Raw genomic sequence first — 25,226 nt, 5'->3', positions numbered from 1 at the left:
ACGGAACCTCAATCGGCAGCCGAGCATGGCGATATGTCCTCACTCAGGGTGTCCACGCCCTGGTTCGACGAGACCGGCGGGGAGAGTTCCTGGCTCCCGGGGCTTTCTACCCCGGTGACAGTGGCGGGACCGCGCCGGAATCGCACCGGCTTCCTCTTCTGCCGCCGTACATGGCCCCGGCAGTCCACCACGGGGTTGGAAGGGCCGTCAACTTGCCGTTGACCTGCGACGGGAGAGTGTGCTGAGGCCCACACATGGTCACAGCGGTCACACCGTGACGGGGGGTGCGGGACGGTGATCCGTCCCGCACCCCCCGTCTGCCGTCCGGGTGCCCGCAGGTCAGGCGACGATCAGTGAGATCCCGTACGCCACCGCCGCCGTGCACGCGGCGAAGCACGCGTAGGCGCCGGAGACCGCGAGGGTGGCGGAGCCGCCCTGCGCCGCGGCCCGCTCGTGGCGGGACAGGCCCATGATGCCGAGGGTGAACAGGGCCACGAGGGCCACGGTGACCACGAGGCTGACCCCGAAGACGGAGCCGAGTGCCGCCCAGTCGATCTTCATGCTGCTACTTCCTTCGTACCGGTGGGTGGCTGGGTGCCTGGGGGCGGGGCTCAGACAGTGGTCGCGGTCTGCGCGGTCTGCGCGGTCTGCGCGGTCTGCGCGGGCTGTGCGGCCGACGCGGCGGGCGGGGCCGCGGGGTCGGTGGTGGTGACGGCTCCGGCGGGCGCCGGGATGGTGGCCGTCAGGTCCTCGGCGACGGCGCCCGCCGGGGGCGGGGTCACCGCGGCGATCGCGGCGGTCACCACGCCGGCCGGCTCCTGGGCCTCGTTGACGTTGGTCGCGTCCACGACCTCACGGCGGGAGACCTTCCAGATGGTCGCGCTGGAGGCGATCAGGAAGACGGCGACCAGGGCGGTGCCGAAGGTCCCGAGCCCGGTCACGTACTCGGCGAGCGCGCCGACCAGGGCCGCGGCCGGCAAGGTCAGACCCCAGGCCACGAACATCCGGGTCGCCGTCGACCACCGCACCACCCCGCCCTTGCGGCCGAGGCCCGCGCCCATCACCGAACCGGAGACGGAGTGCGTGGTGGAGAGGGAGAAGCCGAGGTGGGAGGAGGCCAGGATGACCGTGGCCGCGCTGGTCTGGGCGGCGAAGCCCTGCTGCGGCTGAAGGTCGGTCAGACCCTTGCCCATGGTGCGGATGATGCGCCAGCCGCCGAGATAGGTGCCGAGCGCGATGGCGAGGCCCGCGGAGAGGATGACCCAGGTGGGCGGGTCGGAGTCGGGGGCGACCACACCGCCGGCGACCAGCGCCAGGGTGATGATGCCCATCGTCTTCTGCGCGTCGTTGGTGCCGTGGGCCAGGGAGACCAGGCCGGCGGAGGCGATCTGCCCGACGCGATAGCCCTTCTCGGCGGCCTTGCCGTCGGCCTTCCTGCCGAGCGTGTAGGACAGGCGCGTGGCGAGCATCGCGGCGACGCCCGCGACGATCGGGGCCGCGATGGCGGGGAGCAGGACCTTGGTGACCAGCACGTCACCGTGGACCGCGCCCATACCGGCCGAGGCGATGGTGGCGCCGATCAGACCGCCCATCAGGGCGTGCGAGGAGCTGGAGGGAAGGCCCACCAACCAGGTCAGCAGGTTCCAGAGGATCGCGCCGACCAGGGCGGCGAAGATGACCTCGGGACGTATGCCGCTCTCGTCGACGAGCCCCTTGGAGATCGTGTTGGCGACCTCCACGGAGAGGAAGGCACCCACAAGGTTCAGCACGGCGGACATGGCCACCGCGACCTTGGGCTTGAGCGCACCGGTCGAGATGGTGGTGGCCATCGCGTTGGCGGTGTCGTGGAAACCGTTCGTGAAATCAAACGCAAGTGCGGTTATTACCACAATCGCGAGGATCAGCGAGAAGTTTTCCATTTACCCAGGCAATCGTTCGAGGTCTCTGGCAGGACGAACGTAGGTAACCTGGATGAACGGAAGGTGAACTGAAGCAGGCTTCATGGTGTCCGGTGGTGACGATTCCGCACCGTCGCCCGTCACCTCGTATTTCGCGGCGAACTCCGCCGGGCCTCAGCGAACCTGTACGACGGGGGCGCCCCTTGGCTGGGCGCCTTGGCTACGCCCCTCTGGCGAACTTCCTCAGCCCGCTCAGAGGCCCGCTGAAGAGATTCTGATCACCCGGCAGCCTGCCGCCGTCGTCGTACTGCCAGATCGTCCGGGCCGACCACCCGGCGGGCAGTGCCCCCGCGTCCGCCGTGCGGTAACGGGCCACCCACAGCGCGTGGTTGGAGGCGAAGGCGGGACTGCCTCCGCCCGGCGGCGAGTTGACGCGGGGCCTGGCAGGATCGCCGTATGGCTGAGGAACAGCGGGATCTACGGGATCTACGGGGCGTACGAGGCGCGCGAGAGGGCGCGGACGATGTGCGGGAGCCGCAGGGGAGGAGCGTGCGCCCCGAGGAGGCGCATGCCTGGGAGGCGCTCGTCGCGACAGCCCGCCGCACGGTGTCCGACGGACTGGTCGTCGGAACCTCCGGCAACGTCTCCGTGCGCGTCGAGGACACCGTGCTGGTCACGCCGTCGGGCGTGCCCTACGACCGGCTCACCCCGGCGGACGTCACCGGCGTCGACCTCGACGGCCGGCAGGTCCTCGGCACGCTGGTCCCGACCAGCGAACTGCCCATGCATCTCGCCGTCTACCGCACGACCGGCGCCGGCGCCGTCGTCCACACCCACGCCGTGCACGCCACCGCCGTCTCCACGCTCGTCCTCGAACTCCCCGCGATCCACTACATGGCCGGCGCGCTCGGCGGTCCCGTCCGGGTTGCCCCATATGCCACGTACGGCACGGACCGGTTGGCCGAGAACATGCTCCACGCCCTCGCCGACCGCTCCGGCTGTCTCCTCCAGAACCACGGGACCCTCACCTACGGCACGACCCTCGACCAGGCCTACGACCGCACGGCCCAGCTGGAATGGATGTGCCGCCTCTGGCTGACGGCGTCCCTGGTACCGGGACTGTCACCGACGCTCCTGACCGGGGCACAGCTGGCGGAGGCGGAGGAGCGGATGCGGGGGTACGGGCAGCGGGGGTGAGGGCAACGGGGCACGGGGTGCTGGGGTGCTCGGGTGGAGGTCGCGGGGGCAGGAGGTGCTGGGGTGCTGGGGTGCTGGGGTGCTGGGGTGCTGGGGTGGAGGCCGCGGGGGTGCGGCTCGAACTCGCCCGGTGCCGCAGCGTGCGCCGACGGTGAGAACACCCCCCCGTCCGCCACCAACCTTCACCCCGAGCAGTCCTACCGCTGGCCCAGCGCCGGGTCGGCCTGGACACTTGACCCGTGCGCACTGTCACAGCGACGGCCGCTGCCGTCACCGCAGTCCTGGCCGCCGGCGCGGCGAGCGTCGCCGTCGGCCGCCTCGCCAGCGACGCCGCGCTCAAGGCGCCGCCGGGACGCCCTCTGCCCACCGAACCCCGGCTCACCGTGCACGCCACGGCCGCGGGCCGCATCTCCGTCACCCGCGACCTGGCCGCCCTGCGCCCCGGCACCTACGGCCTCGGCGGCGACGGCTCGCACGCGGTCGTCGGCCCCGTCCTCGGCACGGACTCCCACTCCGCGGACACCGTCGTACGCCGCCTGGAACGGGTCACGCACGGAACCCTCAAGCCCGGCGACAGGGTCTGGCTCACCCCGAACCTGTACGTCGGCGACCCGGGCACCGCCCTCGGTCTGGACCACGCCGATGTCGACGTCCCCGGCGAACTCGGCGCCCTCCCCGCGTGGTTCGTGCCCGGGATACGGGACACCTGGGTGATCGCGGTGCACGGCCTGGGCAGCACCCGCGAACACCCCATGAACCTCATGGAGTTCCTGCACCGCCACCGTTTCCCGGTGCTCGCCCTCGCCTACCGCGGCGACCTCGGCGCGCCCCGCTCGCCGGACGGGCTGAACCATCTCGGCGAGACCGAGTGGCACGACCTCGACGCGGCCATCCGGTACGCCGTCGCCGAAGGTGCCCGTCGGGTCGTCCTGCACGGCTGGTCCACCGGCGCGACCATGGCGCTGCGCGCCGCCGCCCGCTCGGGACTGCGCGACCGGATCGCGGGGCTCGTGCTGGACTCCCCGGTGCTCAGCTGGGAGACGACACTGCAGGCCCTCGCCGCGGCCCGCCGCACCCCGGGCGCCCTGCTGCCGCTCGCCGTGCGCGCCGCGCAGGGCCGTACCGGGATGTCGCGCGCCCGCCCCGCCGACACCGACGGCGCCGCCCCCGGCCGTCCCCTGGCCCCGACCCTGGTCTTCCACGGCCCGGACGACCGTGTGGCCCCCTGGGACCACTCCCGCCGTCTCGCCGCCGCCCACCCCGACCGCGTCTCCCTCCACACGGTCCGCCACGCCCCCCACGCGGCCATGTGGAACGCCGACCCGGAGGCCTACGAAGAGGCCCTGCGCCGCTTCCTGACACCCCTGATGTAAGCCGCTCCCGACACCCGCCATGTGAGCCCCCGCCGACACCCGCCCGAGGATTCCCGCCCTGCCGCACCATGCCACGACCCCGCTCCAGCGCCGCCCCCCCTCCGCGCCGCCCGTTCAGCGCCGCCCCCGCGCCGCCCCCGCGCCGCCCGTTCAGCGCCGCCCCCCTCCGCGCCGCCCCTTCAGCGGCGGACCCTCCCCGCTTGCCCACCGGCCCCGTACCCCCTTCGCCGTCACCGTCACCGTCCCTTCGCACCCGGTCCCACAGGTTCCGTTTAACGTCGTGCCGCCGGCCTGATCGCGGCATCCGTGCCCCTGTGAGGGCCCGGCGTTGGCCATCCCCGTCGCCCGCGGTGACATTCCGTTTGGGTTTTCGGACCGTCAACCGGAAGACTGCACCCGTGACGTCCCGTATCCCGCGCGACTCCAGGCTTCGACTCGTCCGCCCGCGACCCCTGGCCGCCGCCCCCCGAGCTGTGAACCAGCGGCGCCCGAGCCGCCCCGCGCCCCGTCCTCCGGAGGGCACACCGGCCCCGGCGGAACTGGCCAGAATGGCGCGCTCAGGTCTCGCCGCCGCCGCCCGCGTCGCCCGCTGGGCCGACGCCGCTCTCGGCCCCGGCCCGGACGGCGCGAGCCCCTCAGGCAAGGGCACCCTCTCCGACGAGACCGCCGAACAGGCAGCCGTCGACCTGGGCCTGACCCCGTCCCAGGTGCGCGCCGACTGGGACACCGCCCGACTCGCCGGACTCATCGAGGTGCACGGCGACAGTGCCCGCCCCGGCTGGCGGCTACGGGCCTGGAACCGCGACGACAGTGCCGTACTGCGCGGCTGGGTCGCCCTCTTCGACGCCTGGTCGCTCGCCTGTCCGGAGCCCTCCGGCCAGGAGCCGGCCCCGGTCGCCGAGGTCGTCTCCGCCATGCCCCAGGTGCTCTCCTTCCTCCAGCTGTCCGCCGGCCCCGTCCCCGTGGCGCAACTCCTCGACCTTCTGGAACAGCGCGTCACCGAGCTGCGTACCGAACGCTGTGAGATCCCTTACGGCCCACAGCCCGACCCCACCGAGCAGCGGACCGCCGACGCCCCCCTCACTCCCCTCGCCCCCCTCCTCGAATGGGCCCTGCGTGCCCTCGCCTCCGTCGGCGCGCTCACCTACGGGGACGGACAGGCCACGCTGACCCCGCTCGGCAGCTGGGCGGTCTGGGTCAAGCTGGAGCAGATCTGTGTCGCCGCCCAGAGCCCCGCCGGGAACATCGAGCAGTCAGCCGAGAACATGCTCCGCGGCTGCGCCCAGCTGCGCCCCAACGCGGCCCGCGCCGAGTACCGCGCCTGGCTCGCCGCCCGCCCCGTCGGCAACGCTGTCACCGAGCTCCTCGGCGCCGCCCGCGGCGAGGACGCCCTGCTGCGCGGCCTCGCCTTCGAGGCGCTGCGCGTCGTCGGCGCCCCCGCCGAGCCCGACGTCCGTTCCGTGGCCGACGAGCCCGCCCTGCGGCCGTACGCCCTGCTGTGGCTCGCCGAGCACGACGGGATCGACCCGGAGGACGCCCACGAGGTCCTGACCCGGCACGAGGCCACCTGGCTGTGGGTCGACACCGCCGCCGCCGTCGCCGACCACGGCGAGGCCCCGATGCTGGTCCGGCACCTGGAGTCCGCACTGCAGCCGACCGTCCCCGCGCTGCTCGACGAGGTACAGGCCGTCGGTCACCCCCGCACCGTGCAGGTCCTGGTCGCACTCGCCGCCGCGCACCCCGACCCGGCCCTGGCGAAAGCCGTGCGCCGGGCAGCCTTCCAGGTGCACACCGGGGGGAGCTGAACCGCCCGGCTGTCAGCCCCCTGTCTCGGGGGCGTAGGTGCCGAAGCTCCACACATTGCCCTCGACGTCCCGGGCCATGTAGTCCCGTGAGCCGTAGTCCTGGTCCGTCGGGGGCATCAGGATCTCCGCGCCGTGCTCCACGGCACGCCGGTGATGCGCGTCGACGTCGTCGACCACGACATACACCCCCGTGGTGCCCGCGTCCTTCATCGCCGCGTCGAAGACGCCACCGCGGCCCTTGGAGCCGACCATGACCGCGCCGTTACCCTGCACCAGCTCGGCGTGCATCACGATGCCGCCACCGTTCTCGTCGTTCTCGTCACTCTCGTACACCGACAGCTCCGTGAAGCCGAAGGCCTCCGTCAGCTGCCGGATCGCGGCCTTCGCGTCCGCGTAGAGCAGGGTCGGATAGATGCTCGGACGCCCGCCGTTCGTGCCTGTCATGAGGATCACTCCCTTGTGATCGACTGCCGCAGATCCCATCCGTCGTCCAGTCTCGCAGTGACCACTGACAACGGCCCGGGCCCGCCGCCCGAACACCCGGACACAGAAAAAGTGGTTGCACGGCCCCGTTAGACTGGTCCCATGGCCATTCTCCTCGCGCATTAGACGGCGGGAACGTCCTCAGCCGCCCATCCCGCCACACAACCCCCGCCCTGGAGTCTGTCCGTGATCTCCGCCTCCGCTGTTGAGCTGCGCGCCGGCGCCCGAATCCTCATCGAGTCCGCCACCTTCCGTGTCGCCAAGGGCGACCGCATCGGCCTGGTCGGCCGCAACGGCGCAGGGAAGACCACTCTCACCAAGGTCCTCGCCGGCCAGGGCGTCCCTGCCGGCGGCACTGTCACCCGCTCAGGCGAGGTCGGCTACCTCCCGCAGGACCCCCGCACCGGCGACCTCGACGTCCTCGCCAGCGACCGCATCCTCTCCGCGCGCGGCCTGGACGCCCTGATCCGCAAGATGCGGGAGAACGAGCAGCGCATCGCCAACGGCAGCGGCGCCACCCGTGAGAAGGCGCTCAGGCAGTACGAGCGCCAGGAGACGGAGTTCCTCACCAAGGGCGGCTATTCCGCCGAGGCCGAGGCCGCCACCATCGCCGCCGCGCTCAACCTCCCCGACCGCGTGCTCGGCCAGCCCCTGCACACGCTCTCCGGCGGTCAGCGCCGCCGCGTCGAGCTGGCGCGCATCCTGTTCTCCGACGCGGACACCCTGCTCCTCGACGAGCCGACCAACCACCTCGACGCCGACTCCATCGTCTGGCTGCGCGACTACCTCAAGACCTACCGCGGCGGCTTCATCGTGATCTCCCACGACGTCGACCTGGTCGAGACGGTCGTCAACAAGGTCTTCTACCTGGACGCCAACCGCGCCCAGATCGACGTCTACAACATGGGCTGGCGGCTCTACCAGCAGCAGCGCGAGGCGGACGAGAAGCGCCGCAAGCGCGAGCGGCAGAACGCCGAGAAGAAGGCTTCCGCCCTCCATTCGCAGGCCGACAAGATGCGCGCCAAGGCCACCAAGACCGTCGCCGCGCAGAACATGGCCCGCCGCGCCGACAAGCTGCTGGCCGGTCTCGAGGCCGAGCGGAAGTCCGACAAGGTCGCCAAGCTGCGCTTCCCGGAGCCGTCCCCGTGCGGCAAGACCCCGCTGATGGCCGAGGGACTGTCCAAGTCGTACGGCTCCCTGGAGATCTTCACCGACGTCGACCTGGCCATCGACAAGGGCTCCCGCGTCGTCATCCTGGGCCTGAACGGCGCAGGCAAGACGACCCTGCTCCGGCTTCTCGGCGGCGCCGAGAAGCCCGACACCGGCCAGGTCATCGAGGGCCACGGCCTCAAGCTCGGTTATTACGCGCAGGAGCACGAGACCCTGGACCCGGAGCGCACGGTCCTGGAGAACATGCGCTCCGCCGCCCCCGACCTGGACCTCGTCGAGGTCCGCAAGACGCTCGGCTCGTTCCTGTTCTCCGGCGACGACGTCGACAAGCCGGCCGGGGTCCTCTCCGGCGGCGAGAAGACCCGTCTGGCGCTGGCGACCCTCGTGGTGTCGTCGGCGAACGTCCTGCTCCTCGACGAGCCGACGAACAACCTCGACCCGGCCAGCCGCGAGGAGATCCTCGGCGCGCTGCGCACCTACAAGGGCGCGGTCGTGCTCGTCACCCACGACGAGGGCGCCGTCGAGGCGCTCCAGCCGGAGCGGATCATCCTGCTGCCCGACGGCGTCGAGGACCTGTGGGGCGCCGACTACGCGGACCTCGTGGCCCTGGCCTGAGCGCTCGGAGCGGTCAGCACCGCTTGATCGAAGGGGTGATCCACTCGTATGGATCATTCGGCCGATCCGTGATCCACCATCTGTGTGAGATCTCCTCGTACCGAGGTGTGTCCTACATCAATTTCGCGGCCGAGCCCTTTATCGACAGGGGCTCGGCCGTCGCACGTCCCTGACCTGGAACTTCGTGAAAATACCCGTTCGGCGGTACGAACGAGTTCGTGTGGAATCACGGCTTCCGCTTGTGGGGACACCCTCCTGTCGTCAAAACCTTGTCCCACGGACCTTGCCGAATGGGTGGCCATGAAGGCCCGGAGGGGTGATCATGAGGAGACCAGAGCGCACTTCCCATGAGGAGGACCGGGTGGCCGAGACTCTGAAGAAGGGCAGCCGGGTGACCGGCGTCGCGCGCGACAAGCTCGCGGCAGACCTGAAGAAGAAGTACGACTCCGGTGCGAGCATCCGAGCACTGGCCGAGGAAACCGGCCGCTCGTATGGCTTCGTGCACCGGATGCTCAGCGAATCGGGTGTCACGCTCCGTGGGCGTGGCGGGGCGACGCGGGGCAAGAAGGCCGCTTCGTCCTGAACCCGGGCGGCCCATCGGCTTCGATGGTGGCCACCCGGTCGGTCAGTCGACCGGCCGGGTGGTTACTGTGCAGTCACTTAGCATCGCTCTGTTGACCGCACTCACCGGAGGCGCCCCATGGCTTCTGCTTCGCCCGACCAGGACGTAGTTCCCGAAGCTCCCGCACTCGACAAGGACGGCGTACGGCTCACCGTCGACGACGCGATCGCCACGGTGACCCTGACCAACCCGGCCAAGCGCAACGCCCAGAACCCCGCGCTGTGGCGGGCGTTGGCCGAAGCCGGGCGGCTCCTGCCGGGGTCGGTCCGAGTCGTGGTGCTGCGTGCCGAGGGCAAGTCCTTCTCCGCCGGACTCGACCGGCAGGCGTTCACCCCCGAGGGCTTCGACGGCGAACCGTCATTCATCGACCTCGCACAAGGCACAGACGCCGAGCTGGACGCGGCCATCGCCGAGTACCAGGAGGGTTTCACCTGGTGGCGACGGAGCGACATCGTGTCCATCGCCGCGGTGCAGGGGCATGCCATCGGGGCGGGCTTCCAGCTCGCGCTCGCCTGTGACCTGCGCGTCGTCACGGACGATGTGCAGTTCGCCATGCGCGAGACCAGCCTCGGACTCGTACCGGACCTGACCGGCACGCATCCGCTGGTGGGCCTGGTCGGATACGCCCGCGCGCTGGAGATCTGCGCGACCGGGCGGTTCGTGCACGCCGAAGAGGCCGTGAGCACCGGCCTGGCGAACGTCGCGGTGCCCACGGACCAGCTCGAGGGCGCGGTACGGGACCTCACCTCGGCGCTCCTCGCCGCGCCCCGGGACGCGCTGATCGAGACGAAGGCCCTGTTGCGCAGCGCGCAGGACAACGACTACGAGGCGCAGCGCACCGCGGAACGCGCCGCCCAGGCCCGACGACTGCGGGACCTGGCAGGCGTCGGCGAGTAGGCCGGCACTGGAGCACCCGGTTTTACTGGATCACCCGGTTTTACTGGATCACCCGGATGCGCACTGGATCACCCGGATGCACTAGACCGCCGGACCACTGGGTGCACCGGACCGCCGGACCACCACCACCGGATCACCGGACCGCCGGATCAGGATGCACCGGACCCCCGGATCACCGAACCGCAGTCACCAGCACCGCCACTGTCGGGTGATCCGGCAGCGCCTGTCCCACCCTCAAGCGGACCTCCCGGGCCACGTCCAGTGCCCGGTGGTCCGCGCTCACGGCCAGTTCCAGGCGGACGTGACGGCGGGGCAGGGCGGCGCCCTGCTGCTGCCGTTGCTCGACGTGCGCCGACCGCCCCAGCGTGCCGGTCAGGTGAGCCACGCCCGCGACGGTGAGGGCCGCCGCGGCCGCGAGGTCAGAGTCGGCGTCCCCGCTCAGCCCGGCGGGGGCCGGCTCCGGCGGTCGTCCCGGAAGAGTCTCCGGCTCCGCCTCGTCGCCGTCCAGCAGGTCCGTCACCCGCAGATCCACCTCCGCCACCACCAGGCCGAGGCCTTCCGCCGCGGCCACCAGTACCGTGCGCAGCCGCTCCGCCGTCGTCGGCAGCGGCTCGGACGCCGTGACCGCGCACTCCGCCGTCATCAGCAGCGGTCCGGGCGGCAGCGCGCTCGGCGGCGCCGGTACGGCGGACTCCTGCGCGTCCTGCGGATCGGCCAGCTCTATCCGCACCCGGCCCAGCCGCACGTCCCGCATGCCCTCGGCGGTGCGCCGCAGCATCATGCCGACCGCCTCCTCCGAGATCCACGCGCCGTCGCGCGCGCCCCCCAGGGGCAGGAGCCTGCCGAGCCGTAGCTGCTCCCGCACCGTTCGCGTCCACCGTTCCGCCGTCATTACTCCAGCCTGCCGCATCCCTGGCGCGCGATCGCGCAACCCCACTTACCGTGGTTCGTAGGGGACGAGCGGAAGGACGTATGGCGATGAGCGACATGGCAGAGCGGAATCGTACGCAGAACTCCGAGGGAGAGTTCGAGCCGCCGACCCAGACGCGCAAGACCGTCAAACGCGGCGGAGGAGCCCCGGCCAGCAGGGGCCGGACGACCATTGCCGACGGGGTCGTGGAGAAGATCGCCGGGATGGCCGCCCGCGACGTCGTCGGCGTGCACACGATGGGCAGCGGGCTGAGCCGCACCTTCGGGGCGGTTCGGGACCGGGTCCCGGGCGGGGCGAAGTCGGTGACGCGCGGGGTCAAGGTCGAGGTCGGCGAGTCGCAGACCGCCCTCGACCTGGAGATCGTCGTCGACTACGGCGTGGCGATCGCCGATGTGGCCCAGGCCGTGCGGGAGAACGTCATCGCGGCGGTGGAGCGGATGACGGGACTCGAAGTCGTCGAGGTCAACATCGCGGTGAGCGATGTGCATCTGCCTGAGGAAGAGGACGAGGAACAGGAATCCCGGCTCCAGTGACCCACCGAGGACCGACAATCGAACGGAGACACCATGAGCATGGCCGTGGTCGGCCTGATCGCCGGCATGGCGCTGGCCTTCGCCGGGTACTTCGGCGGCTTCGGTGCCTTCCTGCTGGTCGCCGCCCTGGGCGCCGTCGGATTCGGCGTCGGCCGGTTGCTGGAGGGTGACCTGGAGCTCGGCGACTTCTTCCGTACCCGTGACGACCGACGTGACCGGCGGCGATGACGTCCGTGAGCAGTGAGACCGTGAGCAGTGAGGCCGGCGGCAACCAGGCCGTCGGGAGCGGGGCCGGCCGCAGCGGGGCCGCGAGCGCCGGGCCCGGCTCGGCCGGCGGGTCGCGCGGATCCCGGGCCGTCGTCCCGCCGGGCGAGCGCGGCGCCACGCGGATCGCCGACCGGGTCGTCGCGAAGATCGCCGCCCGGGTGGCGCGCGAGGCCCTCGGTGAGCTGCCCGAGGCCGCCGCGTCCCCGCACGCCACGGTCGCCGTCCACCACGGAACCGTCCGCATCCGCGTGCACCTCGAACTCGGCTACCCCACCGACATCGGCGCCCGATGCGGACGGGTGCGTCGGCACGTCATGGAGCGGGTAGGCGCGTTGGTGGACATGGAGGTGCCGGAGGTCGCCGTACACGTGGAACGGCTGCATCCGGCAACGGCGCACGGCGTGGCACAGGGGAGGACGTGATGAGCGAGCCCCAGGGCTCACAGGGCACCACACAGCGACTGCCGGTCCTCGAGAAGGCGGCCGACACAGGCGGGGAGAACGAGGCTCCACCTGTGCTCGACGGCGAGGCGGGCGACGCGGGCGGCGACCGCCGCTTCTGGTCGGCGCGCCGTGTCCCCGCGGGGATCGTGGCGCTGCTGCTCCTGGTCGTCGCGGCCGCGTTCCTGTACGACGTCGCCGCCGTCCGGGCCCACCGGGACGCCCTGTCCTGGCGCCGGGAGCTGGCCCGGCAACTCGCCGAGCGGCCCCTGGACGACATCTGGGTGCTCGTCGGTGCGGGCGTCGCCGCGGCCCTCGGCCTGTGGCTGATCGTCCTGGCCGTCACCCCGGGCCTGCGGGCCGTGCTGCCGATGCGGCGCCCCCAACCCGACGTGCGGGCCGGACTCCACCGGGCCGCGGCGGCCACCGTACTGCGCGACCGGGCCATGGAGGTCGCGGGCGTGCAGTCGGCACGGGTACGGGTGGGCCGCGCCCGCGCCGACGTCCGCGCGCTCTCCCACTTCCGCGAACTGGACGACGTGAAGGCCGACGTGGAGACCACACTCGCCGAAGCGATCCGAGCGCTGGGCCTGTCCCGCCGGCCCGCGCTGTCGGTGCGCGTGGCACGGCCCGGACGGAAGAGGTGAGGACGGTGCTCAGGACCGTCAACCGTGTACTGCTCGGAGTCGTCGGCCTCGTCCTGCTGCTCCTCGGCGGCTCCGTCCTCGCCGTGGGTCTGGGCGCCCCGGCCCCCTCCTGGTGGATCCACGACGGCCGGCACGACGTGCTGCTCAGCGACGCCGAGCGCACGCGCTGGCGGGACGCCGACTGGTGGTGGCCGACCGTCATCGCCGTCCTCGCCGTTCTCGTCCTCCTCGCCCTGTGGTGGCTGACCGCGGTACTGCGCCGACACCACCTGACCGAGGTCCTGGTCGACACCGGCGACGGCGAGGGCGCCCTGCTGCGAGGCCGCGCCCTGGAGGGCGTCCTGGCCGGCCAGTCGGCCGACCTGGACGGCGTGTCCCACGCCCAGGCCCACCTCACCGGCCGTCCGACGGCCCCCGAGACCCGCGTGCGCCTTCAACTGGAGCCGCATGTGGATCCCGGGACGGCCCTGAGCGACTTCACGGCCGGAGCCCTGACCCACGCCCGCGATTCGGCGGGACTGGCGTCACTCCCGGCAGAGGTCAGGCTGACAGGCGCCAAGCACAGTGCGGAAAGGGTCAATTGACGTCTGATCCCCACCTTTGGATCCCCGTCTCGAACCGATGTCCGTATCCGAATGCTGCCTGACGTCAGGACCCGACGTCAGGACCCGACGTCAGGACCCGACGTCAGAACCCGTGCCGTATCCCCCCGTCGACAGGCAACATGACCCCGGACAGGTAAGAAGCCGCCGGCGACAACAGGAACGCGGCCGTCCGCCCGAACTCGTCGGGCCGCCCGTACCGCCGCAGCGGGATCCGTGCCTCGTTGGCCGCCCGAGTGGCTTCCGGGTCCGCGGACAACCCGTCCAGCTCCCGCACCCGGTCCGTGTCGATCCGCGCCGGCAGCAACCCGACCACCCGGATCCCCCGAGGCCCCAACTCGTCCGCCAACGACTTGGCGAACCCGGCCAGTCCCGGGCGCAGCCCGTTCGAGATCGTCAACCCGGGAATCGGCTCGTGCACCGACCCGGACAACACGAACCCGATGACACCCCCGGCCTCCAGTTCGCCCGCCGCCGCCCGCGCGAGCCGCACCGCACCCAGGAACACCGACTCGAACGCCGCCTGCCACTGCTCGTCCGTGTTGTCGGCGACGAAGCCCGGCGCGGGGCCCCCGACGCTGATCAGGACGCCGTCGAAGCCGCCGAAGTGCTCCCGCGCGGCGTTGATCAGCCGAGCCGCCGACTCCGGGTCGGCATTGTCCGCGGCCACTCCCACCGCGTTCGGCCCCAGCTCGGCCGCCGCGTCGGCGACGCTCTTCTCGTCCCGCCCCGTGACGACCACCTTCGCGCCGTCGGCGGCGAGCTCACGCGCCGCGGCGTTGCCGAGGCCACGCGTGGCCCCGGTGACGACGTACACCCGGTCCTTCAGTCCAAGATCCATGGCCCCTATCCTGCCCCGTCGCCCCCGAACAGGGTGAGGGCGGTGTTCACCAGGCCGATGTGGCTGAACGCCTGCGGGACGTTGCCGAGCTGGACGCCCGCCACGGGGTCGTACTCCTCGGACAGCATTCCCACGTCGTTGCCGAGCCCGACCAGCCGGTCGAACAGCTCCCGTGCCTCCTTCGTGCGGCCCGACATGTGCAGCGCGTCCGCCAGCCAGAACGAACACGCGAGGAAGGTGCCCTCACTGCCCGGCAGCCCGTCGACGTTGCTCTCCTCGGCGCTGTAGCGGCGCACGAAGCCGCCGTGGCCCAGCTCGTCGCGGATCGCGTCGATGGTGCCGATCACGCGCGGGTCGTCGGGCGGGAGGAAGCCGACGCGGGGGATGAGCAGCAGCGAAGCGTCCAGCTCGCGTGAGCCGTAGTACTGCGTGAAGGTGTTCCGCTCGGCGTCGTAGCCCTTCTCGCACACCTCCCGGTGCACCTCGTCGCGCATCGCGCACCAGCCGGCCAGGTCACCGCGCAGCTTCGGATTCTCCTCCAGCGCGCGTACGGCACGGTCGGCGGCCACCCACACCATGACCTTCGAGTGGACGAAGTGGCGGCGGCCCCCGCGCATCTCCCACAGTCCCTCGTCGGGCTGCCGCCAGGCCGACGCCAGGAACGTCATCAGGGCGCACTGCAACGCCCACATGTCCCCCGTGGTGGACAGGCCCGCCTCCCGCGCCAGCGACAGCGAGTCCATGACCTCGCCGTACACGTCCAGCTGGAGCTGGTTCACGGCTTCGTTGCCGACGCGTACGGGAGTGGATTCGGCGAATCCGGACAGCCACGGCACCTCGAACTCGGGCAGCCGGCGCTCTCCCGCGAGCCCGTACATGATCTGCAGGTCGGCCGGGTCGCCGGCGACCGCGCGCAGCAGCCAGTTCCGCCAGGCCTCGGCCTCCTCCTGGTAGCCGCAGGACACCAGGGCTCCCAGGGTGAGGGTGGAGTCGCGCAGCCAGCAGTAGCGGTAGTCCCAGTTGCGTACCCCGCCCGGCTCCTCGGGCAGCGAGGTGGTCGCGGCGGCCACGATGCCGCCGGTCGGCGCGTAGGTGAGGGCCTTGAGGGTGATCAGGGAGCGCACGACCGCGTCCCGGTGGGGGCCGTCGTAGCGACAGCGGGACGCCCACGCCCTCCAGTCCGCGACGCTGGTCTCCAGTGCCTCGTACGGGTCGACGAGCGGCGGGCGCGGCTGGTGCGAGGGGTGCCAGGTGAGCACGAAGGCGACCTTCTCGCCCGCGGCGACGGTGAACTGCGAGTGGGTGCCGAAGCCCTCGCCCCAGGTGGGTACCGCGGGCTCGCTGCGCAGCCACGTCGAGTCGGGTCCCGCGACGGCCACCCGATGCCCGTCGGACCGGCGCATCCACGGCATGACCGCGCCGTAGTCGAAGCGCAACCGCAGGGTGCTGCGCACGGTGACCCGGCCGCCGAGGCCCTCCACGACACGGACCAGGTCAGGGGCGAGGTCGCGCTGCGGCATCAGGTCGGTGACCCGCACGCTGCCCTCGGCGGTCTCCCACTCGGTGTCGAGGACGAGGGTGCCGGGGCGGTAGGCCCGCCGGGTGCAGGGGCCCTCGGCGCCCTTGGGAGCGATCCGCCAGTGGCCGTTCTCCTGGTCGCCGAGGAGCTTGGCGAAACACGCGGGCGAGTCGAAGCGTGGCAGGCAGAGCCAGTCGACGGAGCCGTCCCGGCCCACCAGGGCGGCGGTCTGTTCGTCGCCGATGAGGGCGTAGTCCTCGATACGGGGGTGCACGCAGTGCGGGTTCCCGGACGCCCGGTGCGGCAATCCGGGGTGGGGCCGGGCGGGTGAAGCGCGCCGGGCGGGCCGGGCGGGTGAAGCGCGCTGCCTACACGGCCGCGGGTTCCGTTTCCTCCGTGGCCGTGGCCTGCTCGGCCTGCGCCTCCCGGCGGTCGCGCAGCTCGCGCCGGACCAGGACCACCCAGCCGACCGGTACCCCGGCGGAGAACAGCCACCACTGGATGGCGTACGCGTAGTTCAGCGCGGCGTCTTCGTTGCCGGGCCTGCCCACCAGCTCCGGGGTGTCGCCCTTCGGCTCGGGTGACGTCTGCCCGATGTAGCCGCCGAGCACCTCGGCACCGAGACGCCGGGCCTCATGCGCACTGTTGATCAGCATGACCTGCCGGTCCGGCAGTCCCTTGATGTTCTTGATGCCGCTCGCCGCGGTCGTCTCGTCGGGCATCAGCCGCCCGGTGACGGTGATCTCGCCGCGCGGCGGCGCGGGGATCTCGGGGAACGCGGTCTGGCTCGGGCCGTTCGCGGGGATCCAGCCCCGGTTGACGAGCAGGACCTTGCCGTCCTCCAGGACGAACGGGGTCAGCACGTGGTAGCCGACCGCGTTGTCGGAGTTGGTGCGGCGGCGGACGACGACCTCGTCGTCGGTGTCGAAGCGGCCCTTCGCGGTCACGGTGTGGTACCGCTCGTTCGTGGTGACCGTGTGTCCGGGGGAGGTCAGCGTCTCCACGGGGACCGGCGTCGCGGACAGCGCGTCGGCGACCAGCTGGTTGCGGGCGCTGCGCTCCTCGTAGCGGTGCATCTGCCAGAAGCCCAGCCTGATCATCGTGGGGATGAGAAGGAGGGCGACCAGCGTGAGGATCACCCACTGCCGGGACAGAAGGAAGCGGTACACCCCACGACCGTACAACTCGGTCGCGGGGTCCACGGAGGTGGGGCCCGGTTCAGACCTTGTCGACGATGCCCGCCCTTCCCTCCGCGCGGGCATCGTGGGCGCCGCAGTACCAGTGGCCCTCGACCTCGACGCCCTGGCCGATGATCTGCACCCGGCAGTGCTCGCAGATGGGTGCCATGCGGTGGATCGCGCAGGAGAAGCAGTCGAAGACATGGACTCTCCTCTTTGAAGAAACTGATATCTCAAAGAGAGGCGAGTGAGCAGCGGTTATGACGAACGGTGAGTGGCTTGAGTACTGGCTGTCACGAGCGCCGATGCTGTCGGAGGACGCCCTAGACGACATCCACCACATCCTTACGACTGCGGGAGGCGACGAAGACTGACCTGATGCGGCCAAACCGTCCTGCCCAGTGAGGGCTAGTACTACAGCCGGTGGTTCACGTGACGTGACGGCGGTTGGCTCGTTGCTCCGTTCGTGGGACTGAAATTGCCGCTTGGTGTGATGCGGACGGATGAGTTGAGCGCGGACCGGGTCGCGGTGCTGTCGGGCCCGAACCTGGCGCGCGAGATCATGGACGGTCAACCCGCCGCGGCCACCGTCGCCTGCCCCGACGAGTACGCCGCCCGCCGCTTCCAGCAGGCGTGCCACACCTCCTACTTCCGGCCCTGCACCAGCACCGTCGTGATCGGCTGCGAGCTTATCTGCGGTTCACCAGTGGCTGTAGCTGGTCAGGTGCTTGCAACAGTTTGAGGCACGACAGGCACGTTGTTCTTCACTTCGTTGGTTTGAGCAGTGCTGCGAACCAACAAGCAGCGATGGTGAGCTCCAGGACCCCTAGGATCGACCTCGACATCGGCCTCCTCCGAGGTCGATCCGAATCCTGCGGCGATCAAGCCTGCCCTCGGCCTGCCCGCCACGGTGGTGCAGGTCGGCGCAGCCGAGCCACGCCATGTGATCAACCAGCTCGGACAAGACGTCGAGCATGAAAGGATTGTCCTTGCGTGGCTGCGGATTGAGTGGGCCGGCATGGAAGCCTGCCTCCGCAGGGGTGGGGAACGGCGAGTCTGGCATGCCTGTTGTGAGGCCAGTGACAGTGGTCGGACACGGATGGTGTCCGTTCGATAAGAAGAGGTTCGCATGACGGTTGTCTCGATCAGGAAACTCGGTGACCCGGTTCTGCGGGAGCCTGCCAAGCCGGTGACCGACTTCGATGCTGAGCTGCGCACCTTAGTCGGCGATCTGCGCGAGACGCTGAGCGACAGCAGAGGGGCCGGGCTTGCCGCGCCCCAGCTCGGTGTCGGGCTCCGGGTGTTCGTCTGGAGCCCCAAGCTGTTCGACGGTCGCGGCGATCTGGACCATCTGGTCAATCCCGTCTTGGACTTCCCGGACAAGGAGGAACAGGACGGTATGGAGGGATGCCTGTCCATACCTGGAGTCTTCCTTGACACCAAGCGTCGGATGAACGTCGTGGCGAAAGGCTTCACCATGAAGGGCGACCCGGTCCAGGTCGTCGGGGACGGGATCCAGGCCCGCTGCATCCAGCACGAGACCGATCACCTGGACGGTGTGCTGTTCATCGACAGGCTGACCCCTGAGCAACAGGAGCGGTGGATTGCCACGCTGCGCGCGGCCGACTGGTTCGACGAGAGTCTCATGACAAAGATCAAAAACTCACCGCACCAGTAGAGTGCGGCCGACTGTGCGGAAAGCGTCCCAGCGTCGCTTTCCGCACTCCGGCGACATGGGGGTGAACGTCCGCACCTCCTGGTGCCGCCGCGCCCCATGCCTGGCAACAATCCCGGGACACCGGCACTGGCCTCCTCGTCCGACTGGCTGGTGGTGCGCAAGTGGTGCGAGGTGCCGAAAATGGCCTAGACAGCAAACAAACCCTAAGTCGCTGACCTGGGGTTTTGTGTGGAGCGGATGACGGAAATCGAACCCGCGCTCTGAGCTTGGCGTGCACGGCCGTCGCCGCTCCCAGACCGGTATGGCATCGATGCCGAGGTGACGGAGCCCATGGACGCCTGAACTCCCGTGCGCAGTAGGCGAGTTGTGAGCTTGATCGACGTATATTGCCAGCCGTGGTCCGCGTGATGAATGAGCTGTCCGGGCTCGACCTCGCGGGAAGCGAGGGCGTACTCCAGCGTGGTCAGGACCAGGTCGGCGTCCGCGCGGGCGGAGGTCTCCCACGCCACCACCCGGCGGGAGAAGGCGTCGCGGATCGCAGACAGCCACAACGGGCCCTCGCCGGTGGAGATCATCGTCAGGTCGGTGACCCACAGCCGGTTCGGTGCCGGTGCGGTGAAGTCCCGGTTGACCAGGTCCGGGGCCAGGGTGGCCTTCGGGTCGCGGCGCGTGAAGCCGCCCCGGCGCGGGCTGACGCCCGCCAGGCCGTCCTCGCGCATCAGCCGCTCGACCCGCTTGCGCCCGACGCGCACGCCCTCGCGCTTGAGGACGGCGTGCACGCGCGGCGAGCCGTAGATGCCGCCGGAGTCGCCGTTTAGGCTCGTACACCTCCCTCACCGAGTTGGATCCTGGAGGGTCAAACGGGCAGGCCGAGCGCGATTGCGAGCCAGAATAAGGCACAAGAGGAATAGGCGTGACGCTGCACCCCGGGTTCGGCGAAAGCAGGAAGGCGTACGGCACTGTCTGATCGACCCTACAGACAAAATTTCTTCGAGGATTCTTTGACGCGTGAAGAGTGGCTTGAGAAATGTCTGTCTGAAGCACCGGTCCTGACCGAGGAGCAGGCAGACGAGATCCTGGAACTGATGGAGCTGAAGTGACAGAAGTGCAGAGAGGATGAGCCGCTACGCCGACCAGGTAGAACCTCCGGCCGGCAGAGCGCCGTCAGCTTGCCAGCGCCCTCCCTGCCCTTGACTATGCCGCGTATGACACGTTGCGAAGTGTGTGGCAATGACTACGACCTGGCCTTCACCGTGGAGACCCAGGACGGTTCCCGTCACGTATTCGATTCGTTCGCCTGCGCGATCCACCGTATGGCACCCATCTGCGAGCACTGCCGGGTCCAGATCATCGGCCAGGGAGTCGAGGCCGAGGGTCACTGGTACTGCGGCGCGCACTGCGCCCGTGCAGAGGGAAAGGTGGGCATCGTGGACAAGGTGGGAAGTGCGCACAGCTCCGCCTCATAGCAAAAGGACCCCTCTCACACGGGAGGGGTCCTTTTGTTTCGTTGTCAGGCGGTGTGAAATACCGGCTCTGCTCGTGCAGCGTTGAACCGGCCGCCTCGGCTTTTGGCTGGGTGGATGACCACCGCCCTGAGCACTTTTCTGGCGATGATCCGCTGACGCTCGATCGACAGGTTCCCCCAGCCGTTCGACAACAGCTCCTCCGTGATGGCACGAGCGCCAGCTGGGATCGTGTGGTCTGCCCTGTCCACCAGCAGCTCGTTCTTGCGGGCGTTGAGGTCATCGAGCGTCGTGACGTACGAGGCGGCGCGAACCTTCTTGGCTTCCCAGAGGGCCTGAAGTTCCGCGATCTGCTCTTCCACGTCCTTCAACTCGGCCTCACGTGCCCACGGCTCCGCATCCGCGGGGACCTGCTTCTTCTTGCTGGCTCTGAGCACCTGGAGCCAGACGAGATCCTGGACCAGCTCGTCCAACTGCGGACCGTCAATGCTGAGCGCCCCGCAGTGCTCCGGGCGCTGCTTGTTGCAGTTGTAGTTGAACGTCTGGGTGCGCTTACCCTTTGCCCACTTCGGGTGGCCTTTCAGGCCCGCCCCGCATCGGCCGCAACGTGCGATAGCAGTCAAGAAGTACTGAACGTTGGCAGTGCCAATCTCCTGCCGCGCGGTCGCTTCTTTCTTGGCCTGAACCAGGTACCAGGTGTCAAGGCTGGCGAAGATCGGGTCCCAATCACCCATAACGATCTCGTTCTCATCGTCGTAGATGATCTCTTCGTTGTAGGTGCGAACGCCCCAGTTTCGAGGGGCAAGGATCATGGCTTTAGTTTCCGCACACTTCACATGTCGCCATGTGCCACAGGGTGAGCCGTCCGTACGGCACGGGCGAGCCGCCGCCGGGCGAGTCGCCCGGCAATCACCCGTCCGTACGGTCACTGCGGGGACGTCGCACGGACGGGGGTTCAGCCTCCGCGGGGGCGTCGTACGGACGCGGGTCCGGTCTCCGTATGGACGCGGGTCGGGTCTCCGTGCGGCAGACGGTCCGGCCTCCCTACGGCAGACGGTCCGGCCTTCCTACGGCAGGCGGTCCGGCCTCCGTGCGGCCTGCCGGTCCGGCCTCCGCGGCCCGGGTCCCTGTGCGGTGCCTGCCGCCGCGCCCCGCCCACCGCCGGCCCGGGATCAAGAGATCACGGGTCTCCCGCCGCAGCGGAACATGTGACATAGTACTGATGTGTCCACTCCTCTTCGGGTCGTCGTCGTGGGCGCCGGCATCGTCGGCGCGGCGATCGCCCGTGCCCTGGTCCGCGCCGGCTGCGAGGTGACCGTCGTCGACCGCGGCCCTACGGCCGGGGGCACCTCCGCCGGCGGGGAGGGCAATCTGCTCGTATCCGACAAGGAACCGGGACCTGAGCTGCGGCTGGCGCAGCGTTCGCTCGCCGCCTGGGCGCGGATCGGGGACGAGCTGCGCGATGAGCTCCCCGCCGGATTCCCCAGCCTCGAACTGGAACGGAAGGGCGGCCTGGTGGTCGCCACGACCGAGGCCGACGCACAGGCTCTGCTGGCGTTCGCGGACACCCAGCGCGGTGCCGGGGTGCTGGCCGAGACGGTGGACGACTCCCGGGCTCATAAGCTCGAACCCGACCTGACACCGCACGCCACCGCCACGGTGTACTACCCCGAGGACCTGCAGGTGCAGCCGGTGGCGGCGACCGAGGCGCTGCTGGCTGCGGCCCGCCGCCACGGCGCGCGCGTCCGACAGGGCGTCGAGGTGACGGGGCCGGTGCTGTCGTCGGGCCGGCTTGTCGGCGTGCGGATCGCTTCCGGAACCCTGCCCGCCGACGCCGTGGTGCTCGCCGCCGGACCCTGGTCCGGGCTGGTCGCCGAGCGGCTCGGCGTTCTTCTCCCGGTGCGTCCGCGTCGCGGTACGGTGCTGGTCACCTCGCGGATGCCGGTGCGTATCCGGCACAAGGTGTACGACGCGGACTATGTGGGCGCGGTCGGCTCCGGCTCGGCCGACCTGCAGGTCTCCAGCGTGGTCGAGTCGACCGCCGGCGGGACCGTCCTGATCGGCTCCTCCCGGGAGCGCCGCGGCTTCGACGAGCGGATCGAGGCCCGGGTGCTCGCCGCGCTGGCCGCCAAGGCACTGCTGCTGTTCCCTTTCCTGGCCGACGCGCAGGTGATGCGCGCGTACGGAGGGTTCCGGCCGTTCGTCCCCGACCACCTGCCGGTGATCGGTGCCGACCCGCGGTTGCCCGGTCTGTGGCACGCGACCGGGCACGAGGGCGCCGGGATCGGCCTGAGCCTGGCCACCGCCGAGCTGCTGCGCGACCAACTCCTCGCCGACGCCGCCGGTCCCGCCGATCCGCTGGCCGCCGAGTTCCGCCTGGACCGTCCCACTCTGCTGCCGCACCTCGAAGGGGCCGTCCGATGACGGAAATTCATATCGAGGTCGACGGGGACCGGATCGCCGGTCTGGCCGGGCAGAGCATCGCCGGGCTGTTGCTGGCCGACGGGCGGGTGGCCTGGCGGCGTACCCGCACCGGCCGCCCCCGCGGTGTCTTCTGCGGGATCGGCGCCTGCTTCGACTGCCTGGTGACGGTCAACGGGCTGCGCGACGTGCGGGCCTGCCAGCGGCGGGCCGTGGACGGCGACAAGGTCGACCTGCAGGAGGACGATCGTGACTGAGGTACTCGTGACTGAAGTACTCGTCGTGGGCGGCGGACCGGCAGGGATGGCCGCGGCGCTGGCCGCCCGCCGCCACGGCGCCCGGGTCGTGCTGCTCGAAGCCGGCGACGACATCGGCGGGCAGTACTGGCGGCACCTGCCGAACGGACGCGCCGAATCGAACGGACGCGCCGACACGAGCGGGCACGCCGACACGAGCGAGCGGTTGTGGCATCACGGCTGGGACCGCTTCACCGCGATGCGCGACGAGCTGCTGGGCGACGAAGACTGCGAGGTCGTGACCGGCGCGCATGTGTGGTCGGTCGACAGGCGTGACGACGCCCCGCCGCTGGTGCACGTGTTCGTCGGCGAGCCGGACGGGCAGGGGCGCGAGTCGCGTACCTTCGATCCGGCGGCCCTGGTGCTCGCGACCGGGGCGTACGAGCGCACCCTGCCGTTCCCCGGCTGGGACCTGCCCGGTGTCTTCACTGCCGGGGCGGCGCAGGCGCTGGCCAAGGGCGAGCGGGTGGCCGTCGGCCGCCGGGTCCTGGTGGCCGGTGCCGGGCCGTTCCTGCTGCCCGTCGTCTCCAGCCTGCTGCGGATCGGCGCCGAGGTCGCGGGTGTGGTCGAGGCGGCCGGCCCGGCGCAGCTCGTCGGCGGCTGGGCGACCCGGCCGTGGCAGCTGCTCGCGGCTCGGCACAAGGCCGGTGAGCTGGCCGGGTACGCTCGCCAGTTGGCCGCCCACCGCATTCCGTACCGGACCGGGGCGGCAGTGGTCGCGGCGCACGGCGTCGATCGCGTGGAGGCGGTGACCGTGACGCGCCTGACCCGGGACTGGACGCCGATTCCCGGCACCGAACGACGGATCGAGGTCGACGCCGTCTGTGTGAGCCATGGCTTCGTCCCGCGCACCGAGCTCGCCACGGCGGCCGGCTGCGCGGTGGGTGCGGACGGCGCGGTCACCGTCGACGAGCGGCAGCGTTCGTCGGTGCCCGGGGTCCTGACCGCCGGCGAGCTGACCGGTATCGGCGGCGTCGACCTGGCCCTGGCCGAGGGTGAGATCGCCGGGACCGTCGCCGCCGGGGGCGTGCCCGCACCGGGCGCGGTCCGCGAGCGGGTGGTCTTCCGGAGGTTCGCCGCACGGCTCGCCGCCGCGCACGGCATCCGCCCGGGCTGGCGCGACTGGGTGGACGACGACACCGTGGTGTGCCGCTGCGAGGACGTCACCGCGGGCGCCCTGCGCCGGACCGCGGAGCTGACCGGATCCCGCGGGCTGCGCTCACTCAAACTGACCACTCGGGCCGGCCTGGGCCTGTGCCAGGGCCGCACCTGCGGCCGCACGGTCGAGGACCTGCTCACCTGTGTGAACGAGCCCGGCCTGCTCGACCCGGGCCGTACCGCCCACCGACCGATCGCCATCCCCGTACGCCTGGGCGAACTCGCTTCGTCGACCAGGACCAGCAACCGAGAGGACCTGCCATGAGTTCCGCACCGCCCGACCTGCACGGGGTGATCGTCGCCACCGCGCTGCCCTTCAAGGAGAACCCCTCGGCCCCCTCCGGGCTGGAGGTCGACTACGACCGTTACGCGGAGCACTGCGACTGGCTCATCAACGAGGGCTGCCACGGCGTCGGTCCGAACGGATCGCTCGGCGAGTACTCCGCGCTGACCGACGCGGAGCGTCGCAAGGTCGTCCAGGTGGCCGTCGAGGCGGTCGGCGGGCGCGGCGTCGTGGTCGCCGGGGTGCACGGGCCCGGCTGGCACCAGGCCCGGCACTGGGCCGAACTGGCCGCCGAGGACGGCGCCGACGCCGTGCTGGCGCTGCCGCCCACGATGTACCGGGCCAGCCACGAGCAGGTCGTCGAGCACTACACGAAGATCGACGAGGTCGGGCTGCCGATCATGATCTACAACAACCCAGTTGACACCAGGGTCGACCTGGTCCCCGACCTGGTGGCCGAGATCGCCCAGCTGCCCAACGTCACCGCGATCAAGGAATTCAGCGGGGACGTGCGCCGGCTGTTCGAGATCACCGAGCGGTGCGACATCGACGTCGTGGCCGGCGCCGACGATGTGCTGTTCGAGCTGATGGCCGACGGGGCGGTCGGCTGGTTCGCCGGCTTCCCCAACACCTTCCCCGCCGAGTCGGTGGCGATCTACGAGCACATGCTGGCTGGGCGCTTCGAGGAGGCCCGGGAGCTCTACAAGCACCTCGTCGCGGTGTTCCGGTGGGACTCGCGCACCGAGTTCGTGCAGGCCATCAAGCTCGGCATGGAGATGGTCGGCCGGTACGGCGGCCCGTGCCGCCCGCCGCGCGGCCCGCTCTCCGCCGAGCACGACGCCCAGGTGCGCGCCGACATGCGACGGGCCATCGCCGCGCTCGAGGCACGCCGCGCCGTGGCGGTCTGAG

Annotated in this window: 27 protein-coding genes, 2 pseudogenes and 1 riboswitch; of the genes and pseudogenes, 18 read left to right on the top strand and 11 right to left on the bottom strand. The window is 70.9% G+C overall.

Features of this window, described 5'->3' with window-relative positions:
* Positions 1-61: 61 nt before the first annotated feature.
* A riboswitch (cobalamin riboswitch) is annotated at positions 62-196 on the bottom strand.
* Between the two features lie 143 nt (positions 197-339).
* From M2271_RS15590 to M2271_RS15580, 3 genes and pseudogenes are all read right to left on the bottom strand, one after another.
* A complete protein-coding gene (locus M2271_RS15590) occupies positions 340-561 on the bottom strand; it encodes a hypothetical protein (protein ID WP_280887796.1) in 222 nt (73 codons plus the stop codon).
* Between the two features lie 50 nt (positions 562-611).
* Complete coding sequence (locus tag M2271_RS15585) at positions 612-1,919, bottom strand: inorganic phosphate transporter (protein WP_280887795.1); 1,308 nt, start codon at positions 1,917-1,919, stop codon at positions 612-614.
* A gap of 199 nt (positions 1,920-2,118) precedes the next feature.
* Positions 2,119-2,313 (bottom strand): annotated as a pseudogene (locus M2271_RS15580) (GH25 family lysozyme); the annotation flags it as partial.
* 41 nt (positions 2,314-2,354) lie between these two features.
* Here M2271_RS15580 and M2271_RS15575 point away from each other — a divergent pair.
* The 3 genes from M2271_RS15575 (at position 2,355) to M2271_RS15565 (ending at position 6,273) form a co-directional block, all read left to right on the top strand.
* Positions 2,355-3,095: a class II aldolase/adducin family protein gene (locus M2271_RS15575; RefSeq protein WP_280887794.1), complete on the top strand. Its 741-nt coding sequence runs from the start codon at positions 2,355-2,357 to the stop codon at positions 3,093-3,095.
* Between the two features lie 239 nt (positions 3,096-3,334).
* Complete coding sequence (locus M2271_RS15570) at positions 3,335-4,468, top strand: alpha/beta fold hydrolase (protein ID WP_280887793.1); 1,134 nt, start codon at positions 3,335-3,337, stop codon at positions 4,466-4,468.
* A gap of 398 nt (positions 4,469-4,866) precedes the next feature.
* Positions 4,867-6,273, top strand: a complete 1,407-nt coding sequence (locus M2271_RS15565; protein WP_280887792.1) for a hypothetical protein — start codon at positions 4,867-4,869, stop codon at positions 6,271-6,273.
* Between the two features lie 12 nt (positions 6,274-6,285).
* Here the strand turns inward: M2271_RS15565 and M2271_RS15560 are convergent, their stop codons facing one another.
* Complete coding sequence (locus M2271_RS15560; protein WP_280887791.1) at positions 6,286-6,717, bottom strand: VOC family protein; 432 nt, start codon at positions 6,715-6,717, stop codon at positions 6,286-6,288.
* Positions 6,718-6,942: 225 nt separating this feature from the next.
* Here M2271_RS15560 and M2271_RS15555 point away from each other — a divergent pair, with 225 nt between their 5' ends.
* The 3 genes from M2271_RS15555 to M2271_RS15545 all read left to right on the top strand — a co-directional run bounded on the left by M2271_RS15555 (position 6,943) and on the right by M2271_RS15545 (position 10,060).
* Positions 6,943-8,541, top strand: coding sequence for an ABC-F family ATP-binding cassette domain-containing protein (locus M2271_RS15555; protein WP_280887790.1), 1,599 nt, complete (start codon positions 6,943-6,945; stop codon positions 8,539-8,541).
* Between the two features lie 361 nt (positions 8,542-8,902).
* On the top strand, positions 8,903-9,124 hold the full coding sequence (locus M2271_RS15550) for a helix-turn-helix domain-containing protein (RefSeq protein WP_280887789.1): 222 nt from the start codon (positions 8,903-8,905) through the stop codon (positions 9,122-9,124).
* A 117-nt stretch (positions 9,125-9,241) separates the two neighbouring features.
* A complete protein-coding gene (locus M2271_RS15545; protein ID WP_280887788.1) occupies positions 9,242-10,060 on the top strand; it encodes an enoyl-CoA hydratase/isomerase family protein in 819 nt (272 codons plus the stop codon).
* 172 nt (positions 10,061-10,232) lie between these two features.
* Here M2271_RS15545 and M2271_RS15540 read toward each other — a convergent pair whose 3' ends face one another.
* Positions 10,233-10,952, bottom strand: coding sequence for a nucleopolyhedrovirus P10 family protein (locus M2271_RS15540; RefSeq protein WP_280887787.1), 720 nt, complete (start codon positions 10,950-10,952; stop codon positions 10,233-10,235).
* 86 nt (positions 10,953-11,038) lie between these two features.
* On the opposite strand from M2271_RS15540, the gene M2271_RS15535 reads away from it, so the two are divergent.
* From M2271_RS15535 to amaP, 5 genes are read left to right on the top strand one after another with little or no spacing between them, the layout of a single operon-like run.
* Positions 11,039-11,524 carry an Asp23/Gls24 family envelope stress response protein gene (locus M2271_RS15535; RefSeq protein ID WP_280887786.1) on the top strand — a complete coding sequence of 162 codons (486 nt, stop codon included), beginning with the start codon at positions 11,039-11,041 and terminating at the stop codon, positions 11,522-11,524.
* Between the two features lie 33 nt (positions 11,525-11,557).
* A complete protein-coding gene (locus M2271_RS15530; RefSeq protein ID WP_280887785.1) occupies positions 11,558-11,752 on the top strand; it encodes a hypothetical protein in 195 nt (64 codons plus the stop codon).
* Positions 11,753-11,757: 5 nt separating this feature from the next.
* A complete protein-coding gene (locus M2271_RS15525; protein WP_280887784.1) occupies positions 11,758-12,213 on the top strand; it encodes a hypothetical protein in 456 nt (151 codons plus the stop codon).
* Positions 12,213-12,878 carry a DUF6286 domain-containing protein gene (locus tag M2271_RS15520; protein ID WP_280887783.1) on the top strand — a complete coding sequence of 222 codons (666 nt, stop codon included), beginning with the start codon at positions 12,213-12,215 and terminating at the stop codon, positions 12,876-12,878. The genes M2271_RS15525 and M2271_RS15520 overlap by 1 nt, the downstream gene beginning before the upstream one ends.
* A gap of 5 nt (positions 12,879-12,883) precedes the next feature.
* Positions 12,884-13,462 carry an alkaline shock response membrane anchor protein AmaP gene (gene amaP / locus M2271_RS15515; RefSeq protein ID WP_280887782.1) on the top strand — a complete coding sequence of 193 codons (579 nt, stop codon included), beginning with the start codon at positions 12,884-12,886 and terminating at the stop codon, positions 13,460-13,462.
* 103 nt (positions 13,463-13,565) lie between these two features.
* Here amaP and M2271_RS15510 read toward each other — a convergent pair whose 3' ends face one another.
* The 4 genes from M2271_RS15510 to M2271_RS15495 form a co-directional block, all read right to left on the bottom strand.
* Positions 13,566-14,321, bottom strand: coding sequence for an SDR family oxidoreductase (locus M2271_RS15510; protein ID WP_280887781.1), 756 nt, complete (start codon positions 14,319-14,321; stop codon positions 13,566-13,568).
* 5 nt (positions 14,322-14,326) lie between these two features.
* The gene (locus tag M2271_RS15505; RefSeq protein ID WP_280887780.1) at positions 14,327-16,114 is read right to left on the bottom strand and encodes a glycoside hydrolase family 15 protein; all 1,788 of its coding nucleotides are present in this window, start codon (positions 16,112-16,114) and stop codon (positions 14,327-14,329) included.
* A gap of 94 nt (positions 16,115-16,208) precedes the next feature.
* Positions 16,209-17,009, bottom strand: a complete 801-nt coding sequence (locus M2271_RS15500) for an SURF1 family protein (RefSeq protein WP_280887779.1) — start codon at positions 17,007-17,009, stop codon at positions 16,209-16,211.
* Positions 17,010-17,058: 49 nt separating this feature from the next.
* Positions 17,059-17,250 carry a hypothetical protein gene (locus tag M2271_RS15495; protein WP_280887927.1) on the bottom strand — a complete coding sequence of 64 codons (192 nt, stop codon included), beginning with the start codon at positions 17,248-17,250 and terminating at the stop codon, positions 17,059-17,061.
* A gap of 282 nt (positions 17,251-17,532) precedes the next feature.
* Between M2271_RS15495 and M2271_RS15490 the strand changes: the two are divergent.
* Positions 17,533-17,709, top strand: a pseudogene (locus M2271_RS15490) (glycerol-3-phosphate acyltransferase); the annotation flags it as partial.
* 438 nt (positions 17,710-18,147) lie between these two features.
* On the top strand, positions 18,148-18,696 hold the full coding sequence (gene def / locus M2271_RS15485) for a peptide deformylase (RefSeq protein WP_280887778.1): 549 nt from the start codon (positions 18,148-18,150) through the stop codon (positions 18,694-18,696).
* A 203-nt stretch (positions 18,697-18,899) separates the two neighbouring features.
* On the opposite strand, the gene M2271_RS15480 is transcribed toward def, so the two are convergent.
* Entirely contained in the window at positions 18,900-19,493 is a 594-nt protein-coding gene (locus M2271_RS15480) for an IS3 family transposase (protein WP_280887926.1), read from the bottom strand.
* Positions 19,494-19,901: 408 nt separating this feature from the next.
* Here M2271_RS15480 and M2271_RS15475 point away from each other — a divergent pair, with 408 nt between their 5' ends.
* Complete coding sequence (locus M2271_RS15475) at positions 19,902-20,162, top strand: hypothetical protein (protein ID WP_280887777.1); 261 nt, start codon at positions 19,902-19,904, stop codon at positions 20,160-20,162.
* Positions 20,163-20,206: 44 nt separating this feature from the next.
* Here M2271_RS15475 and M2271_RS15470 read toward each other — a convergent pair whose 3' ends face one another.
* Complete coding sequence (locus M2271_RS15470) at positions 20,207-20,971, bottom strand: zinc ribbon domain-containing protein (protein ID WP_280887776.1); 765 nt, start codon at positions 20,969-20,971, stop codon at positions 20,207-20,209.
* A gap of 412 nt (positions 20,972-21,383) precedes the next feature.
* Between M2271_RS15470 and M2271_RS15465 the strand changes: the two genes are divergently transcribed.
* Genes M2271_RS15465 through M2271_RS15450 form a run of 4 tightly spaced genes read left to right on the top strand, consistent with a single transcriptional unit; the run spans position 21,384 to position 25,225 of the window.
* Positions 21,384-22,583 carry an FAD-dependent oxidoreductase gene (locus M2271_RS15465; protein WP_280887775.1) on the top strand — a complete coding sequence of 400 codons (1,200 nt, stop codon included), beginning with the start codon at positions 21,384-21,386 and terminating at the stop codon, positions 22,581-22,583.
* On the top strand, positions 22,580-22,837 hold the full coding sequence (locus tag M2271_RS15460) for a 2Fe-2S iron-sulfur cluster-binding protein (protein WP_280887774.1): 258 nt from the start codon (positions 22,580-22,582) through the stop codon (positions 22,835-22,837). The genes M2271_RS15465 and M2271_RS15460 overlap by 4 nt, the downstream gene beginning before the upstream one ends.
* On the top strand, positions 22,830-24,299 hold the full coding sequence (locus tag M2271_RS15455; RefSeq protein ID WP_280887773.1) for an FAD/NAD(P)-binding oxidoreductase: 1,470 nt from the start codon (positions 22,830-22,832) through the stop codon (positions 24,297-24,299). Before M2271_RS15460 ends, M2271_RS15455 begins: the two co-directional genes overlap by 8 nt.
* Positions 24,296-25,225 carry a dihydrodipicolinate synthase family protein gene (locus M2271_RS15450; RefSeq protein ID WP_280887772.1) on the top strand — a complete coding sequence of 310 codons (930 nt, stop codon included), beginning with the start codon at positions 24,296-24,298 and terminating at the stop codon, positions 25,223-25,225. The genes M2271_RS15455 and M2271_RS15450 overlap by 4 nt, the downstream gene beginning before the upstream one ends.
* Position 25,226: the final 1 nt, after the last annotated feature.

The sequence above is a fragment of the Streptomyces sp. LBL genome, from assembly GCF_029893585.1.
Classification (GTDB): Bacteria; Actinomycetota; Actinomycetes; order Streptomycetales; family Streptomycetaceae; genus Streptomyces.
Note: the sequence above shows the minus strand (reverse complement) of the source record. Positions and strands in the feature narration are given on the sequence as shown.

Excerpts from the sequence above, each read along its gene's own strand:
- M2271_RS15590 (WP_280887796.1), bottom strand. The coding sequence starts at position 561 with ATGAAGATCGACTGGGCGGCACTCGGCTCCGTCTTCGGGGTCAGCCTC.
- M2271_RS15585 (WP_280887795.1), bottom strand. The coding sequence starts at position 1,919 with ATGGAAAACTTCTCGCTGATCCTCGCGATTGTGGTAATAACCGCACTT.
- M2271_RS15575 (WP_280887794.1), top strand. The coding sequence starts at position 2,355 with ATGGCTGAGGAACAGCGGGATCTACGGGATCTACGGGGCGTACGAGGC.
- M2271_RS15560 (WP_280887791.1), bottom strand. The coding sequence starts at position 6,717 with ATGACAGGCACGAACGGCGGGCGTCCGAGCATCTATCCGACCCTGCTC.
- M2271_RS15545 (WP_280887788.1), top strand. The coding sequence starts at position 9,242 with ATGGCTTCTGCTTCGCCCGACCAGGACGTAGTTCCCGAAGCTCCCGCA.
- M2271_RS15540 (WP_280887787.1), bottom strand. The coding sequence starts at position 10,952 with ATGACGGCGGAACGGTGGACGCGAACGGTGCGGGAGCAGCTACGGCTC.
- M2271_RS15535 (WP_280887786.1), top strand. The coding sequence starts at position 11,039 with ATGAGCGACATGGCAGAGCGGAATCGTACGCAGAACTCCGAGGGAGAG.
- M2271_RS15530 (WP_280887785.1), top strand. The coding sequence starts at position 11,558 with ATGAGCATGGCCGTGGTCGGCCTGATCGCCGGCATGGCGCTGGCCTTC.
- M2271_RS15520 (WP_280887783.1), top strand. The coding sequence starts at position 12,213 with ATGAGCGAGCCCCAGGGCTCACAGGGCACCACACAGCGACTGCCGGTC.
- M2271_RS15510 (WP_280887781.1), bottom strand. The coding sequence starts at position 14,321 with ATGGATCTTGGACTGAAGGACCGGGTGTACGTCGTCACCGGGGCCACG.
- def (WP_280887778.1), top strand. The coding sequence starts at position 18,148 with ATGACGGTTGTCTCGATCAGGAAACTCGGTGACCCGGTTCTGCGGGAG.
- M2271_RS15475 (WP_280887777.1), top strand. The coding sequence starts at position 19,902 with ATGACACGTTGCGAAGTGTGTGGCAATGACTACGACCTGGCCTTCACC.
- M2271_RS15470 (WP_280887776.1), bottom strand. The coding sequence starts at position 20,971 with ATGATCCTTGCCCCTCGAAACTGGGGCGTTCGCACCTACAACGAAGAG.
- M2271_RS15460 (WP_280887774.1), top strand. The coding sequence starts at position 22,580 with ATGACGGAAATTCATATCGAGGTCGACGGGGACCGGATCGCCGGTCTG.
- M2271_RS15450 (WP_280887772.1), top strand. The coding sequence starts at position 24,296 with ATGAGTTCCGCACCGCCCGACCTGCACGGGGTGATCGTCGCCACCGCG.